General features: G+C 60.9%; 19 protein-coding genes, 2 tRNA genes and 2 pseudogenes. 10 read left to right on the forward strand and 13 right to left on the reverse strand.

Annotated features, from left to right (window positions below):
- Both NW846_RS10720 and cysQ read left to right on the forward strand, forming a co-directional pair.
- Positions 1 to 125 (forward strand): annotated as a pseudogene (locus NW846_RS10720) (imidazole glycerol phosphate synthase subunit HisF); the annotation flags it as partial.
- Positions 126 to 142: 17 nt separating this feature from the next.
- On the forward strand, positions 143 to 940 hold the full coding sequence (gene cysQ / locus NW846_RS10725) for a 3'(2'),5'-bisphosphate nucleotidase CysQ (RefSeq protein WP_414346113.1): 798 nt from the start codon (positions 143 to 145) through the stop codon (positions 938 to 940).
- Between the two features lie 11 nt (positions 941 to 951).
- On the opposite strand, the gene NW846_RS10730 is transcribed toward cysQ, so the two are convergent.
- The 4 genes from NW846_RS10730 to NW846_RS10745 all read right to left on the reverse strand — a co-directional run bounded on the left by NW846_RS10730 (position 952) and on the right by NW846_RS10745 (position 4205).
- Entirely contained in the window at positions 952 to 1416 is a 465-nt protein-coding gene (locus NW846_RS10730; RefSeq protein WP_011431093.1) for a pentapeptide repeat-containing protein, read from the reverse strand.
- A 168-nt stretch (positions 1417 to 1584) separates the two neighbouring features.
- Complete coding sequence (locus NW846_RS10735) at positions 1585 to 2358, reverse strand: PspA/IM30 family protein (protein WP_011431094.1); 774 nt, start codon at positions 2356 to 2358, stop codon at positions 1585 to 1587.
- 284 nt (positions 2359 to 2642) lie between these two features.
- Positions 2643 to 2714, reverse strand: a tRNA-Val gene (locus NW846_RS10740).
- A 294-nt stretch (positions 2715 to 3008) separates the two neighbouring features.
- Positions 3009 to 4205, reverse strand: a complete 1197-nt coding sequence (locus NW846_RS10745; protein WP_414346114.1) for a metallophosphoesterase family protein — start codon at positions 4203 to 4205, stop codon at positions 3009 to 3011.
- A gap of 244 nt (positions 4206 to 4449) precedes the next feature.
- On the opposite strand from NW846_RS10745, the gene NW846_RS10750 reads away from it, so the two are divergent.
- The gene (locus tag NW846_RS10750; RefSeq protein ID WP_011431097.1) at positions 4450 to 4878 is read left to right on the forward strand and encodes a Fur family transcriptional regulator; all 429 of its coding nucleotides are present in this window, start codon (positions 4450 to 4452) and stop codon (positions 4876 to 4878) included.
- A 64-nt stretch (positions 4879 to 4942) separates the two neighbouring features.
- Here the strand turns inward: NW846_RS10750 and NW846_RS10755 are convergent, their stop codons facing one another.
- The 3 genes from NW846_RS10755 to NW846_RS10765 form a co-directional block, all read right to left on the reverse strand.
- The gene (locus NW846_RS10755) at positions 4943 to 7048 is read right to left on the reverse strand and encodes a thioredoxin domain-containing protein (RefSeq protein ID WP_414346117.1); all 2106 of its coding nucleotides are present in this window, start codon (positions 7046 to 7048) and stop codon (positions 4943 to 4945) included.
- A gap of 122 nt (positions 7049 to 7170) precedes the next feature.
- Positions 7171 to 7674, reverse strand: a complete 504-nt coding sequence (locus tag NW846_RS10760) for a GNAT family N-acetyltransferase (protein ID WP_099813335.1) — start codon at positions 7672 to 7674, stop codon at positions 7171 to 7173.
- Positions 7675 to 7744: 70 nt separating this feature from the next.
- Positions 7745 to 8212, reverse strand: coding sequence for an SRPBCC family protein (locus NW846_RS10765; protein ID WP_011431100.1), 468 nt, complete (start codon positions 8210 to 8212; stop codon positions 7745 to 7747).
- A gap of 294 nt (positions 8213 to 8506) precedes the next feature.
- On the opposite strand from NW846_RS10765, the gene NW846_RS10770 reads away from it, so the two are divergent.
- A complete protein-coding gene (locus NW846_RS10770) occupies positions 8507 to 9274 on the forward strand; it encodes a DUF502 domain-containing protein (RefSeq protein ID WP_414515959.1) in 768 nt (255 codons plus the stop codon).
- On the opposite strand, the gene NW846_RS10775 is transcribed toward NW846_RS10770, so the two are convergent.
- Both NW846_RS10775 and aroA read right to left on the reverse strand, forming a co-directional pair.
- Positions 9271 to 9603 carry a TIGR03792 family protein gene (locus tag NW846_RS10775; protein ID WP_099812882.1) on the reverse strand — a complete coding sequence of 111 codons (333 nt, stop codon included), beginning with the start codon at positions 9601 to 9603 and terminating at the stop codon, positions 9271 to 9273. The two genes, NW846_RS10770 and NW846_RS10775, sit on opposite strands and share 4 nt — an antisense overlap.
- A gap of 24 nt (positions 9604 to 9627) precedes the next feature.
- Positions 9628 to 10962, reverse strand: a complete 1335-nt coding sequence (aroA, locus tag NW846_RS10780; protein WP_414346119.1) for a 3-phosphoshikimate 1-carboxyvinyltransferase — start codon at positions 10960 to 10962, stop codon at positions 9628 to 9630.
- A gap of 333 nt (positions 10963 to 11295) precedes the next feature.
- On the opposite strand from aroA, the gene rsmH reads away from it, so the two are divergent.
- Together rsmH and NW846_RS10790 are read left to right on the forward strand one after the other, a co-directional pair.
- On the forward strand, positions 11296 to 12225 hold the full coding sequence (gene rsmH / locus NW846_RS10785) for a 16S rRNA (cytosine(1402)-N(4))-methyltransferase RsmH (RefSeq protein ID WP_414346121.1): 930 nt from the start codon (positions 11296 to 11298) through the stop codon (positions 12223 to 12225).
- Positions 12226 to 12551: 326 nt separating this feature from the next.
- Positions 12552 to 12866, forward strand: coding sequence for a hypothetical protein (locus NW846_RS10790; protein ID WP_206336836.1), 315 nt, complete (start codon positions 12552 to 12554; stop codon positions 12864 to 12866).
- On the opposite strand, the gene NW846_RS10795 is transcribed toward NW846_RS10790, so the two are convergent.
- On the reverse strand, positions 12863 to 13606 hold the full coding sequence (locus NW846_RS10795) for a response regulator (RefSeq protein ID WP_099812881.1): 744 nt from the start codon (positions 13604 to 13606) through the stop codon (positions 12863 to 12865). The two genes, NW846_RS10790 and NW846_RS10795, sit on opposite strands and share 4 nt — an antisense overlap.
- A gap of 130 nt (positions 13607 to 13736) precedes the next feature.
- Positions 13737 to 14597, reverse strand: a complete 861-nt coding sequence (locus NW846_RS10800) for a prephenate/arogenate dehydrogenase (RefSeq protein ID WP_011431107.1) — start codon at positions 14595 to 14597, stop codon at positions 13737 to 13739.
- A gap of 227 nt (positions 14598 to 14824) precedes the next feature.
- Between NW846_RS10800 and NW846_RS10805 the strand changes: the two are divergent.
- Positions 14825 to 15118, forward strand: a pseudogene (locus NW846_RS10805) (DUF6679 family protein); the annotation flags it as partial.
- A gap of 257 nt (positions 15119 to 15375) precedes the next feature.
- Here NW846_RS10805 and NW846_RS10810 read toward each other — a convergent pair.
- Positions 15376 to 16131 carry a segregation/condensation protein A gene (locus tag NW846_RS10810; RefSeq protein WP_414346123.1) on the reverse strand — a complete coding sequence of 252 codons (756 nt, stop codon included), beginning with the start codon at positions 16129 to 16131 and terminating at the stop codon, positions 15376 to 15378.
- A gap of 177 nt (positions 16132 to 16308) precedes the next feature.
- Here NW846_RS10810 and NW846_RS10815 point away from each other — a divergent pair.
- Together NW846_RS10815 and NW846_RS10820 are read left to right on the forward strand one after the other, a co-directional pair.
- A tRNA-Val gene (locus NW846_RS10815) sits at positions 16309 to 16380 on the forward strand.
- A 193-nt stretch (positions 16381 to 16573) separates the two neighbouring features.
- Entirely contained in the window at positions 16574 to 17023 is a 450-nt protein-coding gene (locus NW846_RS10820; RefSeq protein WP_041438520.1) for a hypothetical protein, read from the forward strand.
- Between the two features lie 58 nt (positions 17024 to 17081).
- Here NW846_RS10820 and NW846_RS10825 read toward each other — a convergent pair whose 3' ends face one another.
- Positions 17082 to 18275, reverse strand: coding sequence for a PQQ-dependent sugar dehydrogenase (locus NW846_RS10825; RefSeq protein WP_414346125.1), 1194 nt, complete (start codon positions 18273 to 18275; stop codon positions 17082 to 17084).
- A gap of 173 nt (positions 18276 to 18448) precedes the next feature.
- Here NW846_RS10825 and NW846_RS10830 point away from each other — a divergent pair, with 173 nt between their 5' ends.
- Entirely contained in the window at positions 18449 to 20317 is a 1869-nt protein-coding gene (locus NW846_RS10830; protein WP_414515962.1) for a TIM-barrel domain-containing protein, read from the forward strand.
- Positions 20318 to 20323: the final 6 nt, after the last annotated feature.

Here is a 20323-nt window from a genome sequence, read left to right on the forward strand (position 1 = left end):
GCCAGGCTCTGCAAGAGGGGGGAGCAGAAGCAGCCCTGTTGGCCTCGCTGCTCCACTACGGCCAGTTGACAATTGCCCAGATCAAAGCCGATTTGGCCGCCCACGGCATTCCGGTGCGTCGCTAAACCTGGAGAGTTTGCCCATGCAGGATCTGGCCGATCTCCTGCCCCATGTCAGCCGCCTTGCGGAAACAGCCGGGCAGGCCATTTTGGAGATCTATCGGCAAGATCAGATCCGGGTCAGGGACAAGGCCGACTCCTCCCCCCTCACCGAAGCCGATCTGGCCGCCCACCACTTGATCCTGCGGGGCCTGCAAGATCTGACCCCCGGCCTCCCCGTGCTCTCGGAAGAATCCGGCGGGATCCCGTATCCGGAGCGGCAACAGTGGCGGCAGTTCTGGCTGGTGGATCCCTTGGACGGCACGCGCGAGTTTATCGGGCGCAGCGGCCAGTTCACCGTGAACATCGCCCTCGTCGAGGCAGGGATCCCCATCTTAGGCGTCGTCCATGCCCCCGCTCTCGGCCTTACCTACAGGGCTGTGCAAAGGCTGGGGGCCTATAGAGGAGATCAGCCCATCCGGGCCCGCCCGCCCGCCCAGGTCCCTCTGCAAGTGGTGGCCAGCCGCTCCCACCGCGGCCCGGAGACGGAGCAATTTCTCGAGCGGCTGCGGCGGCGCTACGGTTCCCTCGAGGTGAAGTCGGTGGGCAGCGCCCTGAAACTCTGCCTTGTGGCCGAGGGATCCGCCCATCTCTACCCCCGCTTCGACCCAACCATGGAGTGGGATACTGCTGCTGCCCACTGCATCGTCGAGCAAGCCGGGGGAAGCGTCACCGATCTAAAAGGGGATCCCTTGCGCTACAACAAGCCTGATCTGCACAACCCGCCCTTTGTGGCGGCTGCCGCCGATGCAGCCCAACTGTGGCAGGAGCTGGTTCCCTAGAAAGCCTGGGATTACATGCCCATCTCGGTGGGGTTGAACCCCTCCGGAAACTTGGTGTACTCATCGTAGAGGGCGCCGCGAAAACGGGTGTTGGTGATGATGGCTCCCCGCAGATCGGCGCCAATTCGCAAATCGGCGCGGCTGAGATCGGCCTCGCTAAGGTCGGCCCTGAGCAACTTGGCCCGGTAGAGGTTGGCCCCCCGCAGATCGGCCTTGACCAGCTTGGCCCCAATGAGGTTCACCCGCCGCAGTTTGGCTCCGCGCAGGTCGGCCCCTGAGAGATCTGCGCCCGACAGATCCCCCTCGCGCAAATCCGCCCCACTTAAGTCGGCATCCCGCAGGACAATGCCCCTCAAGTTCGCGCCGCTCAACTGGGCTCCGCTCAGGTTGGTTCCAGAAAAATCCCGCCGGCCAGACGCATAAGCCTGCAACAGTTGCTTGGCGTCCAGCAGAGGTTTGATACTCGCTGTGGTCATCGCTGTTTGTTTCTCTCGCAAAAACGCAGAAGGCTACCCTAACCCCACCAGAGGCAGGCCAAGAGCTCTTCTGGGCTAGCTTACCACTCTGTGTCCCCCTGCTTAGGATACCCCAACGCCCCTGAGCCCAGAGGAGACACTCTCAAGAAGACGCTACCTCCCATTCGTTCAAAGCCGGTCGATTTCGCGGCGTAGATTTTCTAGCTCTACATCTACCTCGCTCTCGCTGGTGGCAGCAGATTGATCTCTCGGCAGAGCTTTCTGCTCTCCGGCGGGCAATTGGCCCCCCATCGCCGCTTTCAGCATCATCAGCTCGTGATCGATGTCCGAGCCACCTGCTTCCAAAGCGGCAAACTGTCGCTCCAAGTTGTCCACCGCCAGCTCGGCCACGGCCGCCGACTGAGCTTCCAGGGCGTTTACCTTCTCTTCCATACGCTCGAAAGCCGCGAAGGCACTGGTGGCGTCCACCCGTCCGATAACCTGGTTAATTTGTTGGGAAGCTTTGGCCGCCCGAGCCCGCGCGATGAGCATATCCTTTTTGGTCTTGGCCTCGGCGATCTTGCTCTCCAGCTTGGTCATGTTGGCCTTCAAGACTTCCACCTGTTTGGTCTGCTCATCCAACTGCCGCTTCAGGCTCTGGGCGGTTTCGGCAAAGGTTTTCTTGCGCACCAGCGCTTCGCGGGCCAGGGCCTCGTTGTTGTTGCGCAGGGCCAACTCGGCGCGCCTTTGCCACTCGTCGACGTTCTGCTGCGCCTGCTCGTACTGCCGCTCGATCCGCTTCTGGGCAGCAATGGCCTGGGCAACTGCCTGCCGCATTTGGTAGTGATCCTCAGACATGTCCTGAATGGTTTGGTTCAGGATTTTCTCCGGATCTTCGGCACTGCTGATCAGCGCGTTGAGGTTGGCTCTGATGATCCGGCTGACCCGATCGAACAATCCCATCGGTCGTTTCCCCCTCTCGCAGTTTGACCTAATGCTACCCTTGCCACGCCGGCGCCTTCCAGGGCTCCTACTCCAGTATAGGGATCCCTGGCCGGGATCCGAAGAAATTGGCCGTAACCCCAGACCAACGCTCCAGCCCTCCAAAACAGCCGCTGCAGAGAGGAGCCCGTCCCCCCCTGGATTTTCGCAGGTTGCATGGAATTGTCGGGATCCCTGAAAGCCGAGAGGGTTTGCCGGACAAGGCCTTTTCGAACTTTGGCAGAGTCTTTGGGATCCTCTGACAATGGGCTGTGCTGGAATCGAACCAGCGGCTCCCACCGTGTCAAGGTGGTACTCTACCTCTGAGTTAACAGCCCTCGCTGAAGATGCGGCTGCGCATCTGCCCAAGGGTTGGAAATTGATGATATCACATCTGCAAGCCACTTCGAGGCCCACTCCTTGCCGCTCGGGGCTGCCAAGACGACGACTTCTATGGCCTTGTCCATCCCCTCCTACACTTGTGCCTGGCCCAGCGCAGGCGGGGATCCCATCTGCACAAGCGGCACTTCTCCCAGGTGTCGATACAGGACATTGTGCAGCAGCGCCATCTCTACCATCCGCAGAGGAGCTATCAGTCTTTTGCCGAGATGCAACGCTCCTGAGCTTAAGAGTCAGTCGTCGCGGCACAGGGATCCAATACGAGCTTGGCAGGTGACGATTTCTTCGGGGGTGAGGTTATCCCAGTTAACATCGCGGCGCAGCACCAGGCCGTTGTGGCCGGTGATGAAGCGGGGCAGTTCGGCTTGGTCGATCACGCTCAGATCTCGCATGTGGTAGGTGGTGTAGTAGGTAACCTCCGGAGCGTCGAAGTCCACATCGATGAGGGTAAGGGTCTTGCGGGGGGGCAGGGGGCTATTCAGGAGGGGGCGGGGGCCGGAGCCGAGGATGCCGCAATGGAGCAGTTGCAGTTGCCCCTTGTGGCCGGGGTAGTAGCCGTGGTGGTGGCCGCTGATGTAAGTGTGGACGCGATATTTCTCCAGCAGGGCCCGTTTGGCGTCTGCCTCCAGCAGCACCTCTCCCGGATCGTCGCGTCCGACGGTAATCGCATAGAGAGGTAGGTGACCGATGACGATGCGCAACTTGGCCTTCTGGGCTCGTTCGCTGGCCAGCGCCGCTTCTGCCCAGGCCATCTGTTCCGGCGGGATGTAGTTGCAGGTGGCATCCCAAACTAAGTAAAACACCCCGTCTTTTTCGAAGGTGTAATAAAAGGGAAAGTCGCCTCGATCCACAAAATTCAAACCGGGATCGTGGGCCGGGTCGTTCCAAAACTCGCGGGCCAGATCCCGTTCTTTTTGGAAGAGAAAGCCCCCGCGCGTGCTGCGGGCACAGGACGCATCGTGGTTGCCCAGCGTGAAGCCGTAGGGCAGTTTGGCAGCACGAAGCGGGCCGGCCACATGCCGGTCAAAGGCTGCCCACATGGCGCGGATGCGCTCCTCCGACAGGCGGGGATCTTGGCCAGCCACCATGTCCCCTCCCCCCAAGACGATATCCGGCTGGAAATAGGGGATGAGGCGGATGGCCCGATCCACCTCCGGGTCGTAGTCCACCGAGCCGTAGATGCCATTCAGGTCGCTGATCACCATCAGGCGCAGATCGCGGCGGGCTGGGATGTAAAGGCCCCGGGGAGCTTCCGGATGGGGGACAACTGTGGGCGTAGGCCGAGGGGTAGGAGGCGGGGAAGCAGGGGATCCCATCTCTGCGGATAGAGGCACAGAAGCAGGGCGCTGCCGACTGGCCCAATAGGCCCCCACCAATCCACTGCTGCCGGCCAATCCCAACAGGCCTAAGATCATTTGGCGCCGCCGCATCCCGCTTCTCCTCAACACCCCAGCGATATTCGTAGATAGGCGATATCGTATTGTAAATAACTGAAGAAAATAACTGATAATTGACGCGCTCCCGTTGGCGCCCTTTCCTCCGCACACTGCCTGGACAGGTCGATGCCCGACGGAGATCTGGAGATCAGCCTTTGGAAACTTCGATTTAGGAATGTTAAGCTAGTGTGAATGAGTAACCAGCTATCTCAGACTCGGTATGACTTGAGGTTTGCCCATGCCTCGCCCTGTGGATTCTTTGGAAGCTGCTTTGGAGCGATGCCGGGAGTGCAATCTGCGCCTCAGCCGGCAGCGTCGCTATATTTTGGAACTGCTGTGGCAATGCGGCGAGCACCTTTCTGCCAGAGAGATCTACGACCGCCTCAATCGGCAGGGCAAGCCCATTGGCCACACATCCGTCTATCAAAATCTGGAGGCTCTGGCCAGCCACAACATCATCGAGTGCCTAGATCGCGCCGATGGGCGCCGCTACGGCAATCGTACCCATCCTCACAGCCATGTCAACTGCCTGGATAGCAACCGCATCCTGGACGTAGATGTGGAGCTGCCGCCGGAGCTGCTGGCCCAGGTAGAGCAGAAGACAGGCACTCGCATCCAGAGCTACCGCATTGAGTTCTATGGGGTGGAAAATCCCGGGGAAAGCTGAGCTGGCCAGCCAGTAGATTCTCGGGGCGGGATCCCGAGTTCTTCTGGAAGAGGATGAGCGAATGTCAGTAGGCTCGGTTTTGCCCTTTGCCGATCTGCGACTGGATTTGCTCAAGAGAAGCGGCGGGGGCCAGACACTTGCTGCCCCAGCACACCAACCCCACAGCTCCTGCCGGCAACGGCTCGGCTGCGGTGGGCAGGGCAAAGACGGTGGTGGGCCAAGAGCGCTGTTGCAGCGCAGCAATGTGCTCCGCTTCTAGGGTTGCCTTTACCCAGTTGTTGTACCAATCCAGCCCGACGAACAAACTGGGGCAGACCCGCGGCTGGGTGCTCATGATGTGGGCAAAGGTTTTCAGGGCCTGTTCTGCCCGTTCCAGGTAGTCCAGATCTCCGGTGATGGCGGCCAGGCGCACCAGGTTAGCAACAGCCACCCCATTGGCTGCGGGGGTGGCGTTGTCCTGAAACTCCTTCTCCCGCACCAGCAGCTCCGGGGTGCTCTGGGCGTCGCTGACAAAGTATCCCCCCCTGGCCTCATCCCACAGTCGCGTGTCCATCTCCTGCTGCAGCCGAATGGCGGCCTCCAGCCAGTACTGGGAGCTGGGATCGCCTGTCCGCGGCAGGCAGGCCTGGTGCAAATCCAACAGGGCCTTGATCAGCAGAGCGTAATCTTCCGATTGGGCAGGTACCTGGGCTGTGCCATCGTAGTTCAACCGCAGCAGGGATCCCGTCTGGGGGTGGCGCTGCTGGCTGAGGATGAATTGGGCGGCCCGCAGGGCCAACCGCAGATAGTCCTCCTCGCCAAACACCTGGTAGGCCCGCGCCAGGCCGGAGATCATCAGGCCGTTCCAGGAGACGATCATCTTGGTGTCGGTGACCGGCGGAATGCGTCCTGGCCAAGATTGCCGGCGGGCCGATTGGGCATCTACTGCGGGCGGGAAGGGGGTTCTCCGCTCGGTGGAGCCGTAGCGAGCTCGAAACAAATGGGTCGTCAAAGCCGTTTCCACTTCCGGCGGCAGCTCCCCTCCTTGCCTGCGCTGTAGGACGATACAGCCGGGCCGATCGGGGAAATTGCCCCCCGGCGAGAGGAAGAAAGTCTGCTGCAGGGCGCGGAAGGTTTCTGCATCCAGCAGATCCTGCAGCTCCTGCCAGCGCCAGACGTAGAACTCGCCCTCCTCGGGCTCCGCATCCTCTGCTCGGGCAAAACTGTCGGCATCCTGGGCCGCGTAGAAATACCCGGCAGGGGCGGTCATCTCCCGCGCCACCCACTCCACCGTCAGGCGCACCGCCCGCTCGATGGCCGCATCCTGGATCCCGTGGGCCCACAGCTCTGCCAAGAACTCCAAGATCTGCCCGTTGTCGTAGAGCATCTTTTCAAAGTGGGGCACCGTCCAGGTGGGATCCACGGTGTAGCGGTGAAACCCGCCGGCCACATGGTCGAAGATCCCTCCTAACACCAAGGCCATCCCTCGCTCCTTGGCCCGTTCTAGCGCCGTCGGCGAGCCGGGGATCCCTTCTGGCGGGTCGAAGCGGGCCGAGCGCAACACCAACTGGGCGTAGGGCATCATGGGAAACTGCTGCACTGCCCCGGCGTTGGCCAGCAAGGGTTGGATTTTGGGGATCCCGGAGCGCAACAGGTCAGGGGGAATATGGTCTTCCGGCACCAGGTCGCTGAGGGTGGTCAGGGCCGCCAAGATTTGGCCCTTCATGTCCTCGATTTTGTCTTTTTCCTGGCGGTAAAACTGCAGGATGCGCTGCAGTACGGTCAGAAACCCCGGCCGGCCAAAGCGAGGCTCCACCGGAAAATAGGTGCCCGCGTAGAACGGCACCAGGTCGTCGGGCGTGAGGAAGACATTGAGGGGCCACCCCCCCTGCCCGCTCATGAGCTGCAGCGCCTGCATGTAGATGCTGTCTAGATCAGGCCGCTCCTCGCGATCCACCTTGATGGGCAAAAAATGGGCATTGAGGAAGGCGGCGATCTCCGGGTCGGAGAAGGCTTCCCCCTCCATGACGGTGCACCAGTGACAACTGGAGTAGCCGATGGACAGAAAAATCGGCTTGTCCTCGGCCCGGGCTTTCTCCAGGGCCTCCGGGATCCAAGGCCACCAATCCACCGGATTCTCGGCGTGCTTGCGCAGGTAAAGGCTGGAACACGTGGCGAGGCGATTGGCCATAGGTACACCCTCTCACCCTTTTTGCTTCAGGCTAGCGCGTCCTCTTCCCAAGGCGGAGCCAACCCACTGTTGTTCAAGATACACTGACCTACGCCTCCCCTTGCCCTAGGGATCCCTGTTGGTCAGACCTGCTCCTGTTCGGCAGCCGGGATCAAAAAATCCAGCGGACGCCCGTGCAAAACCAGCGTGGTGCTGGGGTTTTCCACAAAGCCAATGCGCTCGTAAAAGCCGCGCTGATGGGTGGTAAACAGGTAGATGCGCTCCACCGACTGCAGGTGGGGATGGCTGATCAGGGTTTCCACCAGCTTGCGCCCGATGCCCTGCCGTCGATACTCGTGATCGACCACGATGTCCCAGAGGACGGCCCGGTAAACCCCATCGGAGGTGGCGCGGCCAAAGCCAATCAGGCGCTCCCCGTCCCAGGCGCTGACCACCGGGTGGCTGTGGGCGATGGCCCGCTCCATCTCTTCCCGCCGGCGATTTTGGGCCCAAAAGGCGTTGCGGTTCAACAACACCAGGAGCTGATCCAGATCCAGATCTTGCCGCTCCAGGGAGAAGCGAATGTTGCGGTTGTCCACCGGTTGATGAGAAAAGGTGATGACAGGCTCGAGGGAGGGATCGGACATGAAGCAGACCTTGGGCAACGAAGATTGGCAACGGTTCACTGGGCAGCAGAAAACGGCAGCAAGATCGAGGCTAGCCAGCGGAGGCATTGTCGGCGGCCCGCCCTGCCTGCTCCAAAGCATAGGCTTTGAAGCGCTCCAAGTCCGCTTGAATCGTGCTCTCCACCACTTTGCCCACAAACAGGCCGTCCAAGATTTTGCCGAGGAGCCCCGGGATCTTGTAGGCCACCGACAGCTTGACAATAGTACTGCCCTTGCGATCGTAAAACCGCAGTGCCCCCCGATTGGGAAGCCCCTCCACCGATTGCCAGCCGATGTGCTGATGCTTCACCACCGTATGGGTGCGGGAGATCCAACTGAAGGTGAGGCCGCGCGTATCCAGTGTCCACCGCGACAGCTCCTGATCCAGCAGCTCCACCGAGCGGATCCACTTCATCCAGCGCGGCATGAGGGCGAGGTTGGCCCACAGCTCCCACACCTGCTCGATAGGAACCGGGACCTCCACCTGACAGGTGTGCTCTAACCAATCCGACTCTGACATAGGGCCTCCCACACGACATCCGGCAGAGATGAGGGAGCATCCTACGGCTTGACCACAAAGCCTCTAGGAGGGATCCCTGCCTTTACAAAATTTTATATCGACCTAAGATAACAATATCAGCTCAGCCGAGTTTGGGGCTTTGCGCTTTGGAGCAGCTCCAACCTCTCTCCAGGCAAGTTGCAGCTGATGCCCATGAGAGAGATGCAGAAGGCAGGTATCATGGTTGCCATCTGCAAGCTCCACTTGCATCGGCTCGGTGCGTCCACTTGTTTGACTCGACGGAACGATCTCACCATGATTTCCCAGTGGAAGCAGCATCTCAAGAACTACTTCGTGGCGGGGTTGCTGGTGGTGATCCCTCTGGCAACCACCATTTGGCTGACGGTGGAGGTGGCCACCTGGAGCATTGACTTTCTGACCAGCATTCCCAAGCAGTTCAATCCCATCCAGGGTTTGCACCCGATCTTGATCAACCTCATCGATCTGGCGGTGGGCTTGCTGACGCCAATCCTGCTCATTTTGTTGATTGGCTTCATGGCCCGCAACATTGTTGGCCAGTGGCTGCTCAACCTAAGCGAGCAGTTGCTCCACGCCATCCCGATAGCGGGGCTGGTCTACAAAACCCTGAAGCAATTGGTTAGCGTTTTGTTTGCCCCCAACAACCAGCGCTTTCGACGGGTGGTGCTGGTGGAATATCCTCGGCCTGGGGTTTGGGCGTTAGCTTTTGTAACGGGCGTCATTCAAACTCCCATTCGACCGGATGGGCCGCAGCGCTCCCTCAGCCTGTTCGTGCCCACCACGCCCAACCCAACCACCGGCTGGTACGCCATCGTGCCGGAAGACCAGGTGGTGGAGGTGTTCATGCCGGTGGAGGATGCTTTTAAGATGCTCATCTCCGGCGGGATCGTGACCCCCGAGACCTTTGAGGCGGGTCTCAAACGGCGCGAAGGGGCTCTGGCGGTAACCATGCCCAGCCTGCGGGAGTTGGTGGAGCAGGAGCGGGCGGCAGCATCCACTAGGGCCGACTCAACGGCTGCCGAGGTGGGCTTTGAGGCTTCCTAGTTGGCCGCTTCCTCTGCTGGCAGGCCGGGCTGCCAGAGCTGGTATTCTTTGGCCTGCTCCAGGCGCACGTAGAAGGGCTGCATCTGCCGATCCAAGGCTTCCGCCTGCTCCGGGGGGAAAGCTTTCCAGGCGGCGCGGCTGGCCCAGCGGAGGATGAGGTGGACAAGTTCGGGATCCTCTACATCCAGCCAGACTTCTTTGCCCAAAAAGCCCGGCTGTTGGCGCAGGGCCGGCCCCCAAACCTGCTCGTCTTGTAGGATAAAGGCCCTCTGGCCACCGGGAGGAACGCGGAAGCAGAGGTGCTCAATGGCGATGGGCTGGTCTGACATTGGCAAAGGTTGGCTCTTGGCTGGCTAGGAGGCGGACGAAGGGTTGATCAGCCGCTGCAGGGTGGGAATGAAGTCGGGGTAGGAGATGCGGGCACAGTCGGCCCCTCGAAGGGTGGTGGATCCCTGGGCGGCCAGGGCAGCTACCATCAAGCTCATGGCGATGCGGTGGTCGGCGTGGCTATCCACCTCGGCCCCCTGCAGAGGGATCCCCCCTTTGATTTCCAGGCCGTCGGGATATTCGGTGACCTGGGCCCCCATCCGGCTGAGTTCCTGGGCGATGGCCGCCAAGCGGTCGCTCTCTTTAACCCGCAATTCCGCCGCATCGCGAATGACCGTAGTCCCCTCGGCAAAGGCTGCCGCCACCGCCAAAACCGGGATCTCATCGATGAGGGTGGGAATGAGATCGCCGGCAATGCTGCAACCCCGCAAACGGGCCGAGCGCACGCGCAGATCCCCCAGAGGCTCGCCGGCCACCTCCCGCCGCTTCTCAACCTGAATATCGGCCCCCATCTCCTGCAACACCTGCAGCACGCCGGTGCGCGTGGGGTTGAGACCCACATCCTGTAGCAGCAATTCGCTCTCGGGCACAATCGAGGCAGCCACCAGCCAGAAGGCTGCCGAGCTGATGTCCCCTGGCACCTGCACCGTCTGGCCCACTAGGCGGGATCCCCCCACCACCGCCACGGTTTTTGCCGCCACATCGACAGAGATCTCGGCGCCAAAGGCCCGCAACATCCGCTCCGAGTGGTCGCGGGAAAGGGACGGCTCTGTAACCTGAGTAGTGCCTTCTGCCAACAGGCCCGCCAGCAGCAGGCAGGACTTGACCTGGGCCGAGGCCACGGGCGAGTGGTAGTGGATCCCCTTTAGGGATCCCCCCTGCACAGCCAGAGGTGCCAGGTTGCCCCCGGCCCGTCCCCAGATGTTGGCCCCCATCTGCCGCAGCGGCTCCACCACCCGTCCCATGGGCCGCGAGCGCAGGGAGCGATCCCCAGTGACAGCAAAAAAGCGACCCGCCTGGCCAGCCAGGATCCCCAACATCAGGCGCAGGGTGGTGCCGGAATTGCCGGCATCCAACACCTCTGCCGGCTCCTGCAGGCGATCCAAGCCCACCCCCTGGATGCGGACGCACTCGCTGTTGAGCTCTGGGATATCGGCCCCCAGGGCCCGAAAACAGGCTGCCGTACTGCGGGGATCCTCCCCCAACGACAGGCCGTGAATGACGGTTTCCCCTTCCGCCAGGGATCCCAGCATCAGGGCGCGGTGGGAGATGGACTTATCGCCTGGAATGCTCACTTGACCGCGCAGGCCGCGGGCGGGCGAGAGCGTCAGGATGTCGGCAGAAGAAGCGGTGGTCAGCACAGCAGCCGTAACACCAAACTAAAGAACAGACAAAGGCAAGAGCAGTCTTAATCATACGTTAGGCTGGAACCTGCCCTGCTCTTGCCGGCGGTCGGCCTTGCACCCAGATGATCCTGAACCACTGGAAGACAGCCCGTCTTTTGACGGCAGCCGACCCTATCCTCGAGGATGAGCTTAACAACATGGATTCCTCGGTCGGGGCCTGGCCTCGGCCTTTTTTTTGCAAGCCCTTACGTTGTGAATGCTAGCGTTTGATGGTACTAGAGTTGTCTACCGATCCTGCAATAGGTAAAGCTAGGAGCGGGGAAAGAATCAAAGCCACCCCCTGCGCCTATGGACTTGGCAAGAGCTGAGCTTGGGGAAATGCTTCTGTACCACCACGAGTCCGTTTTGACGGAGGCAGTGGTGGCCTACCTGCAACCCCAGCAGGGCGGCGCGTTTTTGGACGTGACGTTGGGAGGCGGTGGGCACAGCTTGGCGCTGCTGCAGAGGGGAGCGGATCGCGTGGTGGGGCTGGATCGCGATCCGACGGCTCTGCAGGCGGCCCAGGCGCGTCTGGCCGCAGCCGGGATCCCCGGCAATCGCCTCCAACTCTGGCACCTCAGCTTTGCCGATTTCGACCTGCAGCGGCACGGCTTTCGGGATGAGCGAGGGCAGGGGATCCCTTTCGATGGCATCGTAGCCGACCTCGGGGTGAGCTCGCCCCAACTGGACTGCCCCGAGCGGGGCTTTAGCTTTCGCGCCGAGGGGCCGCTCGATATGCGCATGGATCCCACTGCCGATCAGGAAACGGCTGCCGACTGGGTCAACCGCCGCCCCGTCGAGGACTTGATCGACATTTTCGTTCGCTATGGCGAGGAGCGCTTTGCCCGCCGCATCGCCCACCACATCGAACGCTCCCGCCCCCTTTTCACCACCACCCAACTGGCCCACGTAGTCTGGCAGGCGGTGCCGCCGGCGGCAAGACGGGGCCGCATCCACCCGGCCACGCGGATCTTTCAGGCCCTGCGCATTGCCGTGAACCGAGAACTGGAAGCCCTGGAAACCCTGCTGGCCCAGGCTCCCAATTGGCTAAAACCCGGCGGCAGGTTGGCCGTGATCAGCTTTCATAGCCTGGAAGATCGCCTGGTGAAATGGGCCTTTCGTACGGATCCCCGCTGGCAGGTGCTCACCCCCAAACCCCTGTGCCCTTCCGAGCTGGAGCAGCAACGCAATTCCCGCGCCCGCTCCGCCAAACTGCGAGTGGCTGCCCGCAGCAGCTAAGTTGCCGCCCTGCCCCCCTGGAGGCCCTCTGAGGTGCGTGGAGATCGGATAGAGTGGGGCCCAGTTGGCAGCAATTTCTTGGTGTGGGTGAGGTGCAAACCCCTATGGTCAGCCAGCCTTTGAACGCGAGCCGTGGCCGCAGTTTTCTCCCTGTCCAGCGCAAAACCGCGACCTTGGTCCCTCGTTCCCATCTAAGGACTACCCCGCCCCTCCCCGCCGGCAAAGTCAGAACCCGTCGCCCCCAACCCTCGAAATCAGCCTATCCCCATAGCCGGGATCCCGCCTGGAGAGAGCACCTGATCTGGTGGAAGCAGATCTCCACGGGCATGGCCATCGTCTCGGGGTTGTCAGTGCTGAGTGTGTACAGTTGGACGGTGCATACCCAAAGCCGATGGAGCCAGCGATACCAAGTGTGGCAGCAGATGCAGCGCAACGAACGACAGTTTCTCCTCACCCAAGAGTCCATCGCCAATTCCTTGCGGGAAATCGCCGATCGCTCCGACATGGTGCCTCTGGTACCGGAGCGGATGATCGAGGTGCCAATTGCCCTCCCCAGCACGGCTTCTGGGCAGGGGCAGAGCAAAGCCAAGCCTCTGGAGGCATCCGAGCAAGCCCCTCCTTTTTACCCGGTTGGATACTAATCCAAAGGCTCTAGGCGGTAGCGGCTGAGCCAGTGATCCAAGTGCACCTCCTCCTCATCCAGGAGTTGGGCGTTGATCAGACCCCGCTTGAAGGCAAGGCGAATGGCGCGGGCCCGCAAGCTAAAAGTTGTGCCCCACTCCTCGCTCTCAATTTGGTCGTTGCTCACCTCAAGCTTGTCGTAGAGATTGCGCAGACGATTGGTCACCCCTCGCCGCGACAAAAACCGCCGTGCGGCAATAGCTTGATCGGTGAGGCCGAGGGCAATATCGATCAACACCTCGTACTCAGCATCGCTGAGGCCGGTAATTTTGTTTTGCGAACGGGAATCGACCCCCCGCACCTCCCGATCGATCACGCATTGCTCATCCTGCACCACGGCCTGGATGGCACTGACCAATTTTTCGTCGGTGCAATTCTTCAGGAGATAGCCGTAGACAGTTTGCGGCGGCACGATCTTGTGCAGTTCCCGCACATAAACCTCATCGGCAAAGTGGGACCAAAAGATGATGCGCGTACTGGGTTGCTCCGACCAAACTTGTCGAGCCACCTCGATCCCGCTCATCTCGGGCATGCGGATGTCCAACAACAGGAAGTTGGGACGGTGCTGACGGTAGAGCTCCAATGCCTCTCTGCCGTTGGAGGCCATGTACACCGGGCCAAACTGAGGCAGATGCTGCATCAGCAGGCTGTGCACATGTTGGCGGTAAAGGGTGTCATCTTCAGCAAGGAGGGTGCTCACAGGCCTTGATCGCTAGTCGACCTACTCTATATGTTTCCTACCCTAGAAATCTCTGCGAAGGAAGACAAGGCACTAATGAGCAGTGGCAAAGTCGAGCCAGCGATCCCCTACGGCAGCTACAGGTAGCCCCTCAGGACGGTATTTGATTGACCCGGAACTGTTGCCATTCTTGGCGGGTTCGTTGCAGCATCTGTAGCAGCTCCTCCCACCGTTCGCCTTCGATCAGCCGCTCTATTTTCCCCAACTGGACTTGATAGCCACGCAGGGCGGCCAGGAGCGCCTGTCGGTTGTGACGGGCCATCTCCAGCCCCAACTGCGGGATCCCGCCACCGACACGGCTGGTATCTCGGAACCCGCTGCTGGCCAGGGTGCGAGCCAACTCCAGAATGTCGGGATCCTCCTCTTGGCCGACAGCAGCGATCAAGCCGGCGCCGATCATGACCGGCAAATGGCTGATCCAGGCCACCGCCTGGTCGTGGCGTTTCGGATCGGCCAGGACAACTTCTGCACCGACCGCTGTCACCAGTTCTTTCATCGCCTCGATCGCCTGCGGCTGCGTCTGGGGGAGGGGAGTGAGTACATAGGGCCGCCCCAGAAACAAGCTGGCTTCCGCCGCCTGGATGCCCTGCAACGTCTTGCCGGCCATCGGGTGCCCTCCAACAAACAGCGGCCACAATTCCGTTGCCGGAGCAACAATCGGTTGTTTCACCGAGCCGACATCGCTCACCACCGTCTGCGGCGATAGATGGGGCACCAAGGCCGCCAGCGTGACCAATACCTGCTCCAGGGGGGTGCAGATCACCACCACCTGGGGATCGAAATCAGCCAACTGAGCCAAATCGGTTCCACAGCCCTGCAGCGCTCCCCGTTCCAGCACCGCCTGACAGGTGGCCCGATTGCGGCTGATCCCCCAGACGGGATAACCCTCTTCGCTGAGTTTGAGGGCCAGGGATCCGCCGATCAACCCCAACCCGACAATGGCAATGCGCATGGTTTTCCGTATCTATGGTTACTATTAAGTACTCTGAAACGGCTTGGGGCATGGAGAGACGGCCTTTCCGGATCCCTTCCAGATTAAAACCAGATTAAAGCCAGATTAAAGGCTCCATCCCGCCGCGCAAAAAGCATACAGCGGAGGGATCCAGCAGCTAAGATGGAAGGATGAACTGGGTAACCCCCACAACAGTTCGCCCGGATCTTTCATCTCAGGAGGGGACCGTGCTTCATCGTAGGATCTATCAACTCAGCCGCGAAGGCAAGGATGTGTGGATCTACCTGCGCGATCAGGGACGCTGGCTGGAACGAGCCAAGATCCTCGATATCGAAGGGGATACCATCCTGGTTCGCTACGAAACGGAAGACGAAGAGGAGATTTGCTCCTGGGAGGAGATGATTCGTTTGGAGAGCATCGGAGCTGTTGCCCAGCGCCTTTCCTCCATCCCGAAAGGGGTGCTCAGCACCTCGGATTTGCTCATTTCCGAGGATTGTCCTCCTGCTGAGTTACTGCATTCTCCCTCTTCGCCTCGCGCCACAGAGCCCCTCAGCGAAGAGCATGCCGGCAGCGAGCGCCTTGAAGAGTATTACCTGGATCGGGAAACCTCTGCCGTCCGTGACGGCGAAGCGGAGTCTTTGCTGCCCCTGCGCCTGAACGGAGAAGACCTCAAACGGGCGGATCGGGCCCGAAACGATGTGGAAGGCCAGCGGGAGGGCAACCACGACTGAGCCGCAGTCTTCATGGAAAGCGGCAGAAAGGGATCCCTGGGTAGGATCTATTCTAGGAGGGATCCCCTACGGCAGGGACGAATGGTCAAGGGGCCGTAGAACTCCTCCTGGTAAAGCTCAACCTGCGAGCGAGAAGCCATTAGCAATAGCGACCAGAACACCTGAATCGGGTGGGAAGCCACGCCACTGCCTTTTAGAGCGCTTTCTTGGCAAAAGTATTGCTGCAGGTCGTCAAAGCTGATTTGGGCGAGACCCTGCTGCCAAAGTTGGGCAAGCAGAGATTCCAGCTCGGCGGCGGTCTCTACGAGGTTTTCTGGGTGGGCCAACTGAGCGACTGCTGATAGCGCTTGCTTGCGAGAAACCCGTTGAGCCAGGGGCCTTGAGGCAGGCTCAAGGCGCTGTTCCAGCAAGGTCTCCAGCTCCTGCAGGTGGCCGATTAGTTCTTTGAGGGTGATGGGCCGAGTCCGACTCGGGCGGGGCACGGCCCTGGGTTGCAACACGCGATCCAGTTGGGCCGACGACCAACTCAGCCAGGGATCCTCCTCCACCTGCACCGGGTTGGTCTCCTCACTTTCTTCGTCTTCCGGCTTCGACAGCGCCATCGCCTTGAGATAGACCAACATAGCGGCATGGAGAAAAGCCTGTCCCGACTCCGACAGGTCATGGCTGCTGGCAGTGGGAGCCATACGGGCTAAAAACCGATCGATGACGTCGATAACCTGCACATCCCACGGGTTAATCTCGCCCCGTTCCGCCAAATCGATAAGCAAAGCAATTGCCTCTTCAGTCGGTGAGTAGGCCATAGTGCCCCTAGCCTCTGTCCCTCACTGTAGCCCCCAAGCGGGATCCCGGCCATCTCCAGCCGGATTCAAACCTCCAGCTCAACTTCTCAAGCCAACCGGCTGTGCAGAGGCGGCGCGATCGTGTAAGAATCGTGTAAGATAGTAGTCCAGCTCTAGCAGTTGCTAGAGTGAGAGTAAGGGCGGTTAGCACAGTGGTAGCGCACTTCCTTCACACGGAAGGGGTCACAAGTTCGAATCTTGTACCGCCCATAGGTTTTGACCTTTAGCAGACAGAGCTCCCCCTTCTCCTGCTGGGTGCTGCTTCTGTCTACAGGCTCCCCCGCCTTTGCTGGGGAGCCACCGCTTATCGGCAACGAGGACAGACAGCTTCCTCCCTGCCCTTAGGCAGGTGCTTCAATCGGGGTAGGCTGGGAAGATGTAACCAAAAGCCAGGAGATGCTGCATGAGTCCCTTCACCAACCCTCCTCAATCATTGACTGCCGGCGAGTTTTTATCTCACTTAGAGGAGATAACAGGAGCCTACAAAGTCAAGACGTCTATTATCACCTTTTACAGCAGAATTTGGAGCCAAGCATTCGATCTCAAGTTTTCCAAGGGTCAGTGGGTTTTCGGGTACAGCCCCTACTGGAGAGCGCTTCTGGAAGCCAAGCTCCAAACCAGCGAATACTATCCAATATCTTGCGTTGTCAGGACCTTCACTGACGAAAAACACAAGCGCAAGGCCCCAAATGGCAAAACCGTCTTGATCCCGACCAAAGAGCTAAGGATGTTCTTTCTTCCCGCTCCAGGTCAGGTTATTAAGCTAACTCCAGAGGAATGCTTTGCCTGTCACCATACGGACTCCCAAACAGGAGAGCCACTCCCCCTTGAGCAAGATGTCAAGTTCTTGTAGTGGCGGCAGTGGGAGTTAGAAACTCTGCCGGGGCTGGGGCCATGTAGCTTAACCCCAATCAAGAGCTTGGCTGCAAGCGCAACAGGGATCCGTTGGGGGCATCCGTCAGCAGGTAAAGCAAGCCATCCGGCCCCTGGCGCACATCCCGGATACGGCCAACCGCCCCTTCCAGAAGGCGCTCTTCTGCCACAACGCGATCCCCATCCAGCACCAAGCGCGCCAGGTGTTGCCCGGCCAGCGCTCCCACGAATAGGTTGCCTCGCCATTCGGGGAAAGCCTCTCCTGTGTAGAAAGTCATGCCAGAAGGGGCAATGAAGGGGGTCCAGTGCAGCAGCGGCGAAGCCAATCCAGGAGCTGCCGCCAGTCCTTGACCAACCGGTTCGCCGCTGTACTCCCGACCATGGGTAATCAGGGGCCAGCCGTAGTTGATGCCGGGGGCCAAGATGTTGATCTCGTCCCCACCTTGCGGCCCATGTTCGTGCGTCCAAATGGCTCCTGTATCGGGGTGGCGGGCCATTCCCTGAATGTTGCGGTGGCCGTAGGTAAAAATTTGCGGCAAAGCCCCCGCTTGATTCACGAAAGGATTGTCCGCCGGGATCCCGCCTGTATCCGTAACGCGCAACACCTTGCCAGCAGCATCCCCCAGATCCTGAGCCCGATCCTGCTCGCCGCGGTCGCCGGTGCTGATGTAGAGAAACCCTTCTTCGTCAAAGGCCAGGCGGGAGCCGAAGTGCTGTTGGGCAGGCGTCTTGCGCTCCATGTCAAAGATCACTTCCAGATCCTGGAGTCCCTTCTCCCCCAGGCGGGCCCGCGCCACCCGCGTCCCCCCGCCGCCCGGCCCAGGAGCCGCATAGGACAGGTAAATCCAGCCGTTCTCCGCGTAGTTGGGGTGCAAGGCGATATCCAGCAGCCCTCCCTGGCCGCGGGCAAACACCTCCGGCACCCCGGCAATGGGCTGGGGATCCAACCCCTGCTCGGTAACTCGGCGCAGCCGGCCCGGACGTTCGGTAACCAGGATGGTGCCATCCGGCAGAAAGGCCATTCCCCAGGGATGCTCCAGCCCGCTTGCCAACGTCACCACCCGAAAGCGCTGCTGGCTTTTGGCTCTGGGCAGAGCTTGGGCGTGATCCCCCTGTTGCAGGGACATGACCGTTTCCGGGCTAACCGGGTAGGCCCCCACGGCAGCAGGGACAAATACCCCTCCCAAAAGCAACAAGGAGAGGAGTGGTATCGCCGGGATCCGCATGGCCATTGCCGCCTCGTTTTCGCGATGGATTTTGAGGTCTGAGCTAGCCGATCATTGCTGCTGCTCTTCACAAAAAGATGTACCGATGGGAGCAAAGTTGGCTGCGCACAAGAGTGGGGAGCTCCCTGTTCCCTTGCGGCCTTGGGTTAGCCTTGAGGGCGGCGATCTGTCCCCAACCCATGCTGGAACCCGGCGAGATCTTCGGCCAATTCCCCGCCCGCCCACCCCAGCGGCAAACCTGCGGATCCCTGCAGGAACTCCAGATCCATCCCAGAGGGATCCAATTGCTCTGCAGGCAGGGCTGCTGGTCTGTGCAGGTGCTCACCCCTCGTCTGCTGCGGCTGCGCTTTAGCCCCAGCGGCGAGTTCTTGCCCCGCCGCTCTTGGGATGTGGCTCTGGCGGATGAAGAGTGGCCGCCGGCTTTTTTTGAGCTGCAGGAAAGCCCCACCCAAGTTCACCTAGCCACCTCTCAGGTGCAACTGCAGATCGACCGGGATCCCCTCCGCTTTAGCTTTCGCGATCCCCAAGGCCAGGTCTTTTGTGCCGATCTCCCCGCCGGCCTCAGTTGGGGATCCGATGACATCCGCCTGGTCAAATCCCTCCACCCCGCCGAGCGCATCTACGGCCTGGGAGAACGGGCTGGCCTGCTCAACAAGCGGGGCCGGCGCTACAGCCACTGGACCCGCGACTGCTGGGGCTACGACGCCCAGAGCGACAACCTCTATCTGGCCATTCCCTTCGCCCTGGTTCTACGTCCTGGCCTCTCCTACGGCCTTTTTCTGCACTGCACCCACTGGAGCCAGTTCGACCTGGGCCAGGCGGATCCTAAACAGTGGGCCATCGAAGTGCGCGCCCCCGAGCTGGACTACTACCTCATCTACGGCCCCACCCCCGCCCTGGTGCTCCAGACCTACACCCAGCTCACCGGGCGAACCCCCCTGCCTCCTCTCTGGGCCCTCGGCTACCAGCAGTGTCGCTGGAGCTACGCCAGCGCCGCCCAGGTTCTGGCTGTCGCCAAGCAATTTCGCCAGCGCCAGATCCCCTGCGACGCCATCTACCTGGATATTGACTACATGCGCGGCTACCGGGTCTTTACCTGGGATCCCCGCCGTTTCCCTGAACCAGCCCAGCTCATGGCCCAGCTTCACGAAGCTGGCTTCCGAGGGGTAGCCATTGTCGATCCCGGCGTCAAGTTCGATCCCGAAGCTGACTACGCCGTCTTTGACGAGGGCCTGGCCCAGGACTTCTTCATTCGCCGCGCCGATGGCCACCTCTTCCACGGCTATGTTTGGCCGGGCAAAGTCCTCTTTCCCGACTTCTCGTGCCCCGAAGTGCGGCGGTGGTGGGGATCCTGGCAACGGGTTCTCACCCAAGCCGGTGTGGATGGCATCTGGAACGACATGAACGAGCCGGCCCTCAACGACCGCCCCTTCGGCGACGGCGGCCAGATCGTGGATATCCCCCCCGACGCCCCCCAAGGCCCTCCTGAGGAGCGCACCACCCACGCCGAGGTACACAACCTCTACGGCCTGCTCATGGCCCGCGCCTCCCGCGAGGGTCTAGAACAGCTCAACCCCGCCCGGCGCCCCTTTGTCCTCACCCGCTCCGGCTTTGCCGGGATCCAGCGCTGGGCTGCCGTCTGGACAGGCGACAACCAATCCTCCTGGGAACACCTGGAGATGTCCCTGCCCATGCTCCTAAACCTGGGCCTGTCGGGAGTTAGCTTTGTCGGCGCGGACATCGGCGGCTTCGGTGGCAATGCCACTCCCGAGCTGTTTGCCCGTTGGATGCAAATGGGAATTCTTTACCCCCTCATGCGCGGCCACAGCGCCCTGGGCACCCGCCCCCACGAGCCCTGGAGCTTTGGCCTCGAAGTGGAAACCATCTGCCGGCAGGCCATTCAGTTGCGTTACCAGCTGCTGCCCTACCTCTACAGCCTCTTTTGGGAGTCCAGCCAAACCGGATCCCCCATCTTGCGCCCCCTTCTCTACGAGTTTCCCGACGATCCGCAAACCTACGAGATCTCAGATCAAGCCCTGCTGGGTTGAGCCAGT

The organism is Synechococcus sp. W60.3, assembly GCF_047502615.1.
In the GTDB taxonomy this organism is placed as follows: Bacteria; Cyanobacteriota; Cyanobacteriia; order Thermostichales; family Thermostichaceae; genus Thermostichus.

Bases quoted from the DNA above. Each gene is read 5' to 3' on its own strand.
- cysQ (WP_414346113.1), top strand. From the start codon at position 143: ATGCAGGATCTGGCCGATCTCCTGCCCCATGTCAGCCGCCTTGCGGAA.
- NW846_RS10730 (WP_011431093.1), bottom strand. From the start codon at position 1,416: ATGACCACAGCGAGTATCAAACCTCTGCTGGACGCCAAGCAACTGTTG.
- NW846_RS10735 (WP_011431094.1), bottom strand. From the start codon at position 2,358: ATGGGATTGTTCGATCGGGTCAGCCGGATCATCAGAGCCAACCTCAAC.
- NW846_RS10745 (WP_414346114.1), bottom strand. From the start codon at position 4,205: ATGCGGCGGCGCCAAATGATCTTAGGCCTGTTGGGATTGGCCGGCAGC.
- NW846_RS10750 (WP_011431097.1), top strand. From the start codon at position 4,450: ATGCCTCGCCCTGTGGATTCTTTGGAAGCTGCTTTGGAGCGATGCCGG.
- NW846_RS10755 (WP_414346117.1), bottom strand. From the start codon at position 7,048: ATGGCCAATCGCCTCGCCACGTGTTCCAGCCTTTACCTGCGCAAGCAC.
- NW846_RS10760 (WP_099813335.1), bottom strand. From the start codon at position 7,674: ATGTCCGATCCCTCCCTCGAGCCTGTCATCACCTTTTCTCATCAACCG.
- NW846_RS10765 (WP_011431100.1), bottom strand. From the start codon at position 8,212: ATGTCAGAGTCGGATTGGTTAGAGCACACCTGTCAGGTGGAGGTCCCG.
- NW846_RS10770 (WP_414515959.1), top strand. From the start codon at position 8,507: ATGATTTCCCAGTGGAAGCAGCATCTCAAGAACTACTTCGTGGCGGGG.
- NW846_RS10775 (WP_099812882.1), bottom strand. From the start codon at position 9,603: ATGTCAGACCAGCCCATCGCCATTGAGCACCTCTGCTTCCGCGTTCCT.
- rsmH (WP_414346121.1), top strand. From the start codon at position 11,296: ATGGACTTGGCAAGAGCTGAGCTTGGGGAAATGCTTCTGTACCACCAC.
- NW846_RS10790 (WP_206336836.1), top strand. From the start codon at position 12,552: ATGGCCATCGTCTCGGGGTTGTCAGTGCTGAGTGTGTACAGTTGGACG.
- NW846_RS10800 (WP_011431107.1), bottom strand. From the start codon at position 14,597: ATGCGCATTGCCATTGTCGGGTTGGGGTTGATCGGCGGATCCCTGGCC.
- NW846_RS10810 (WP_414346123.1), bottom strand. From the start codon at position 16,131: ATGGCCTACTCACCGACTGAAGAGGCAATTGCTTTGCTTATCGATTTG.
- NW846_RS10820 (WP_041438520.1), top strand. From the start codon at position 16,574: ATGAGTCCCTTCACCAACCCTCCTCAATCATTGACTGCCGGCGAGTTT.
- NW846_RS10825 (WP_414346125.1), bottom strand. From the start codon at position 18,275: ATGGCCATGCGGATCCCGGCGATACCACTCCTCTCCTTGTTGCTTTTG.
- NW846_RS10830 (WP_414515962.1), top strand. From the start codon at position 18,449: ATGCTGGAACCCGGCGAGATCTTCGGCCAATTCCCCGCCCGCCCACCC.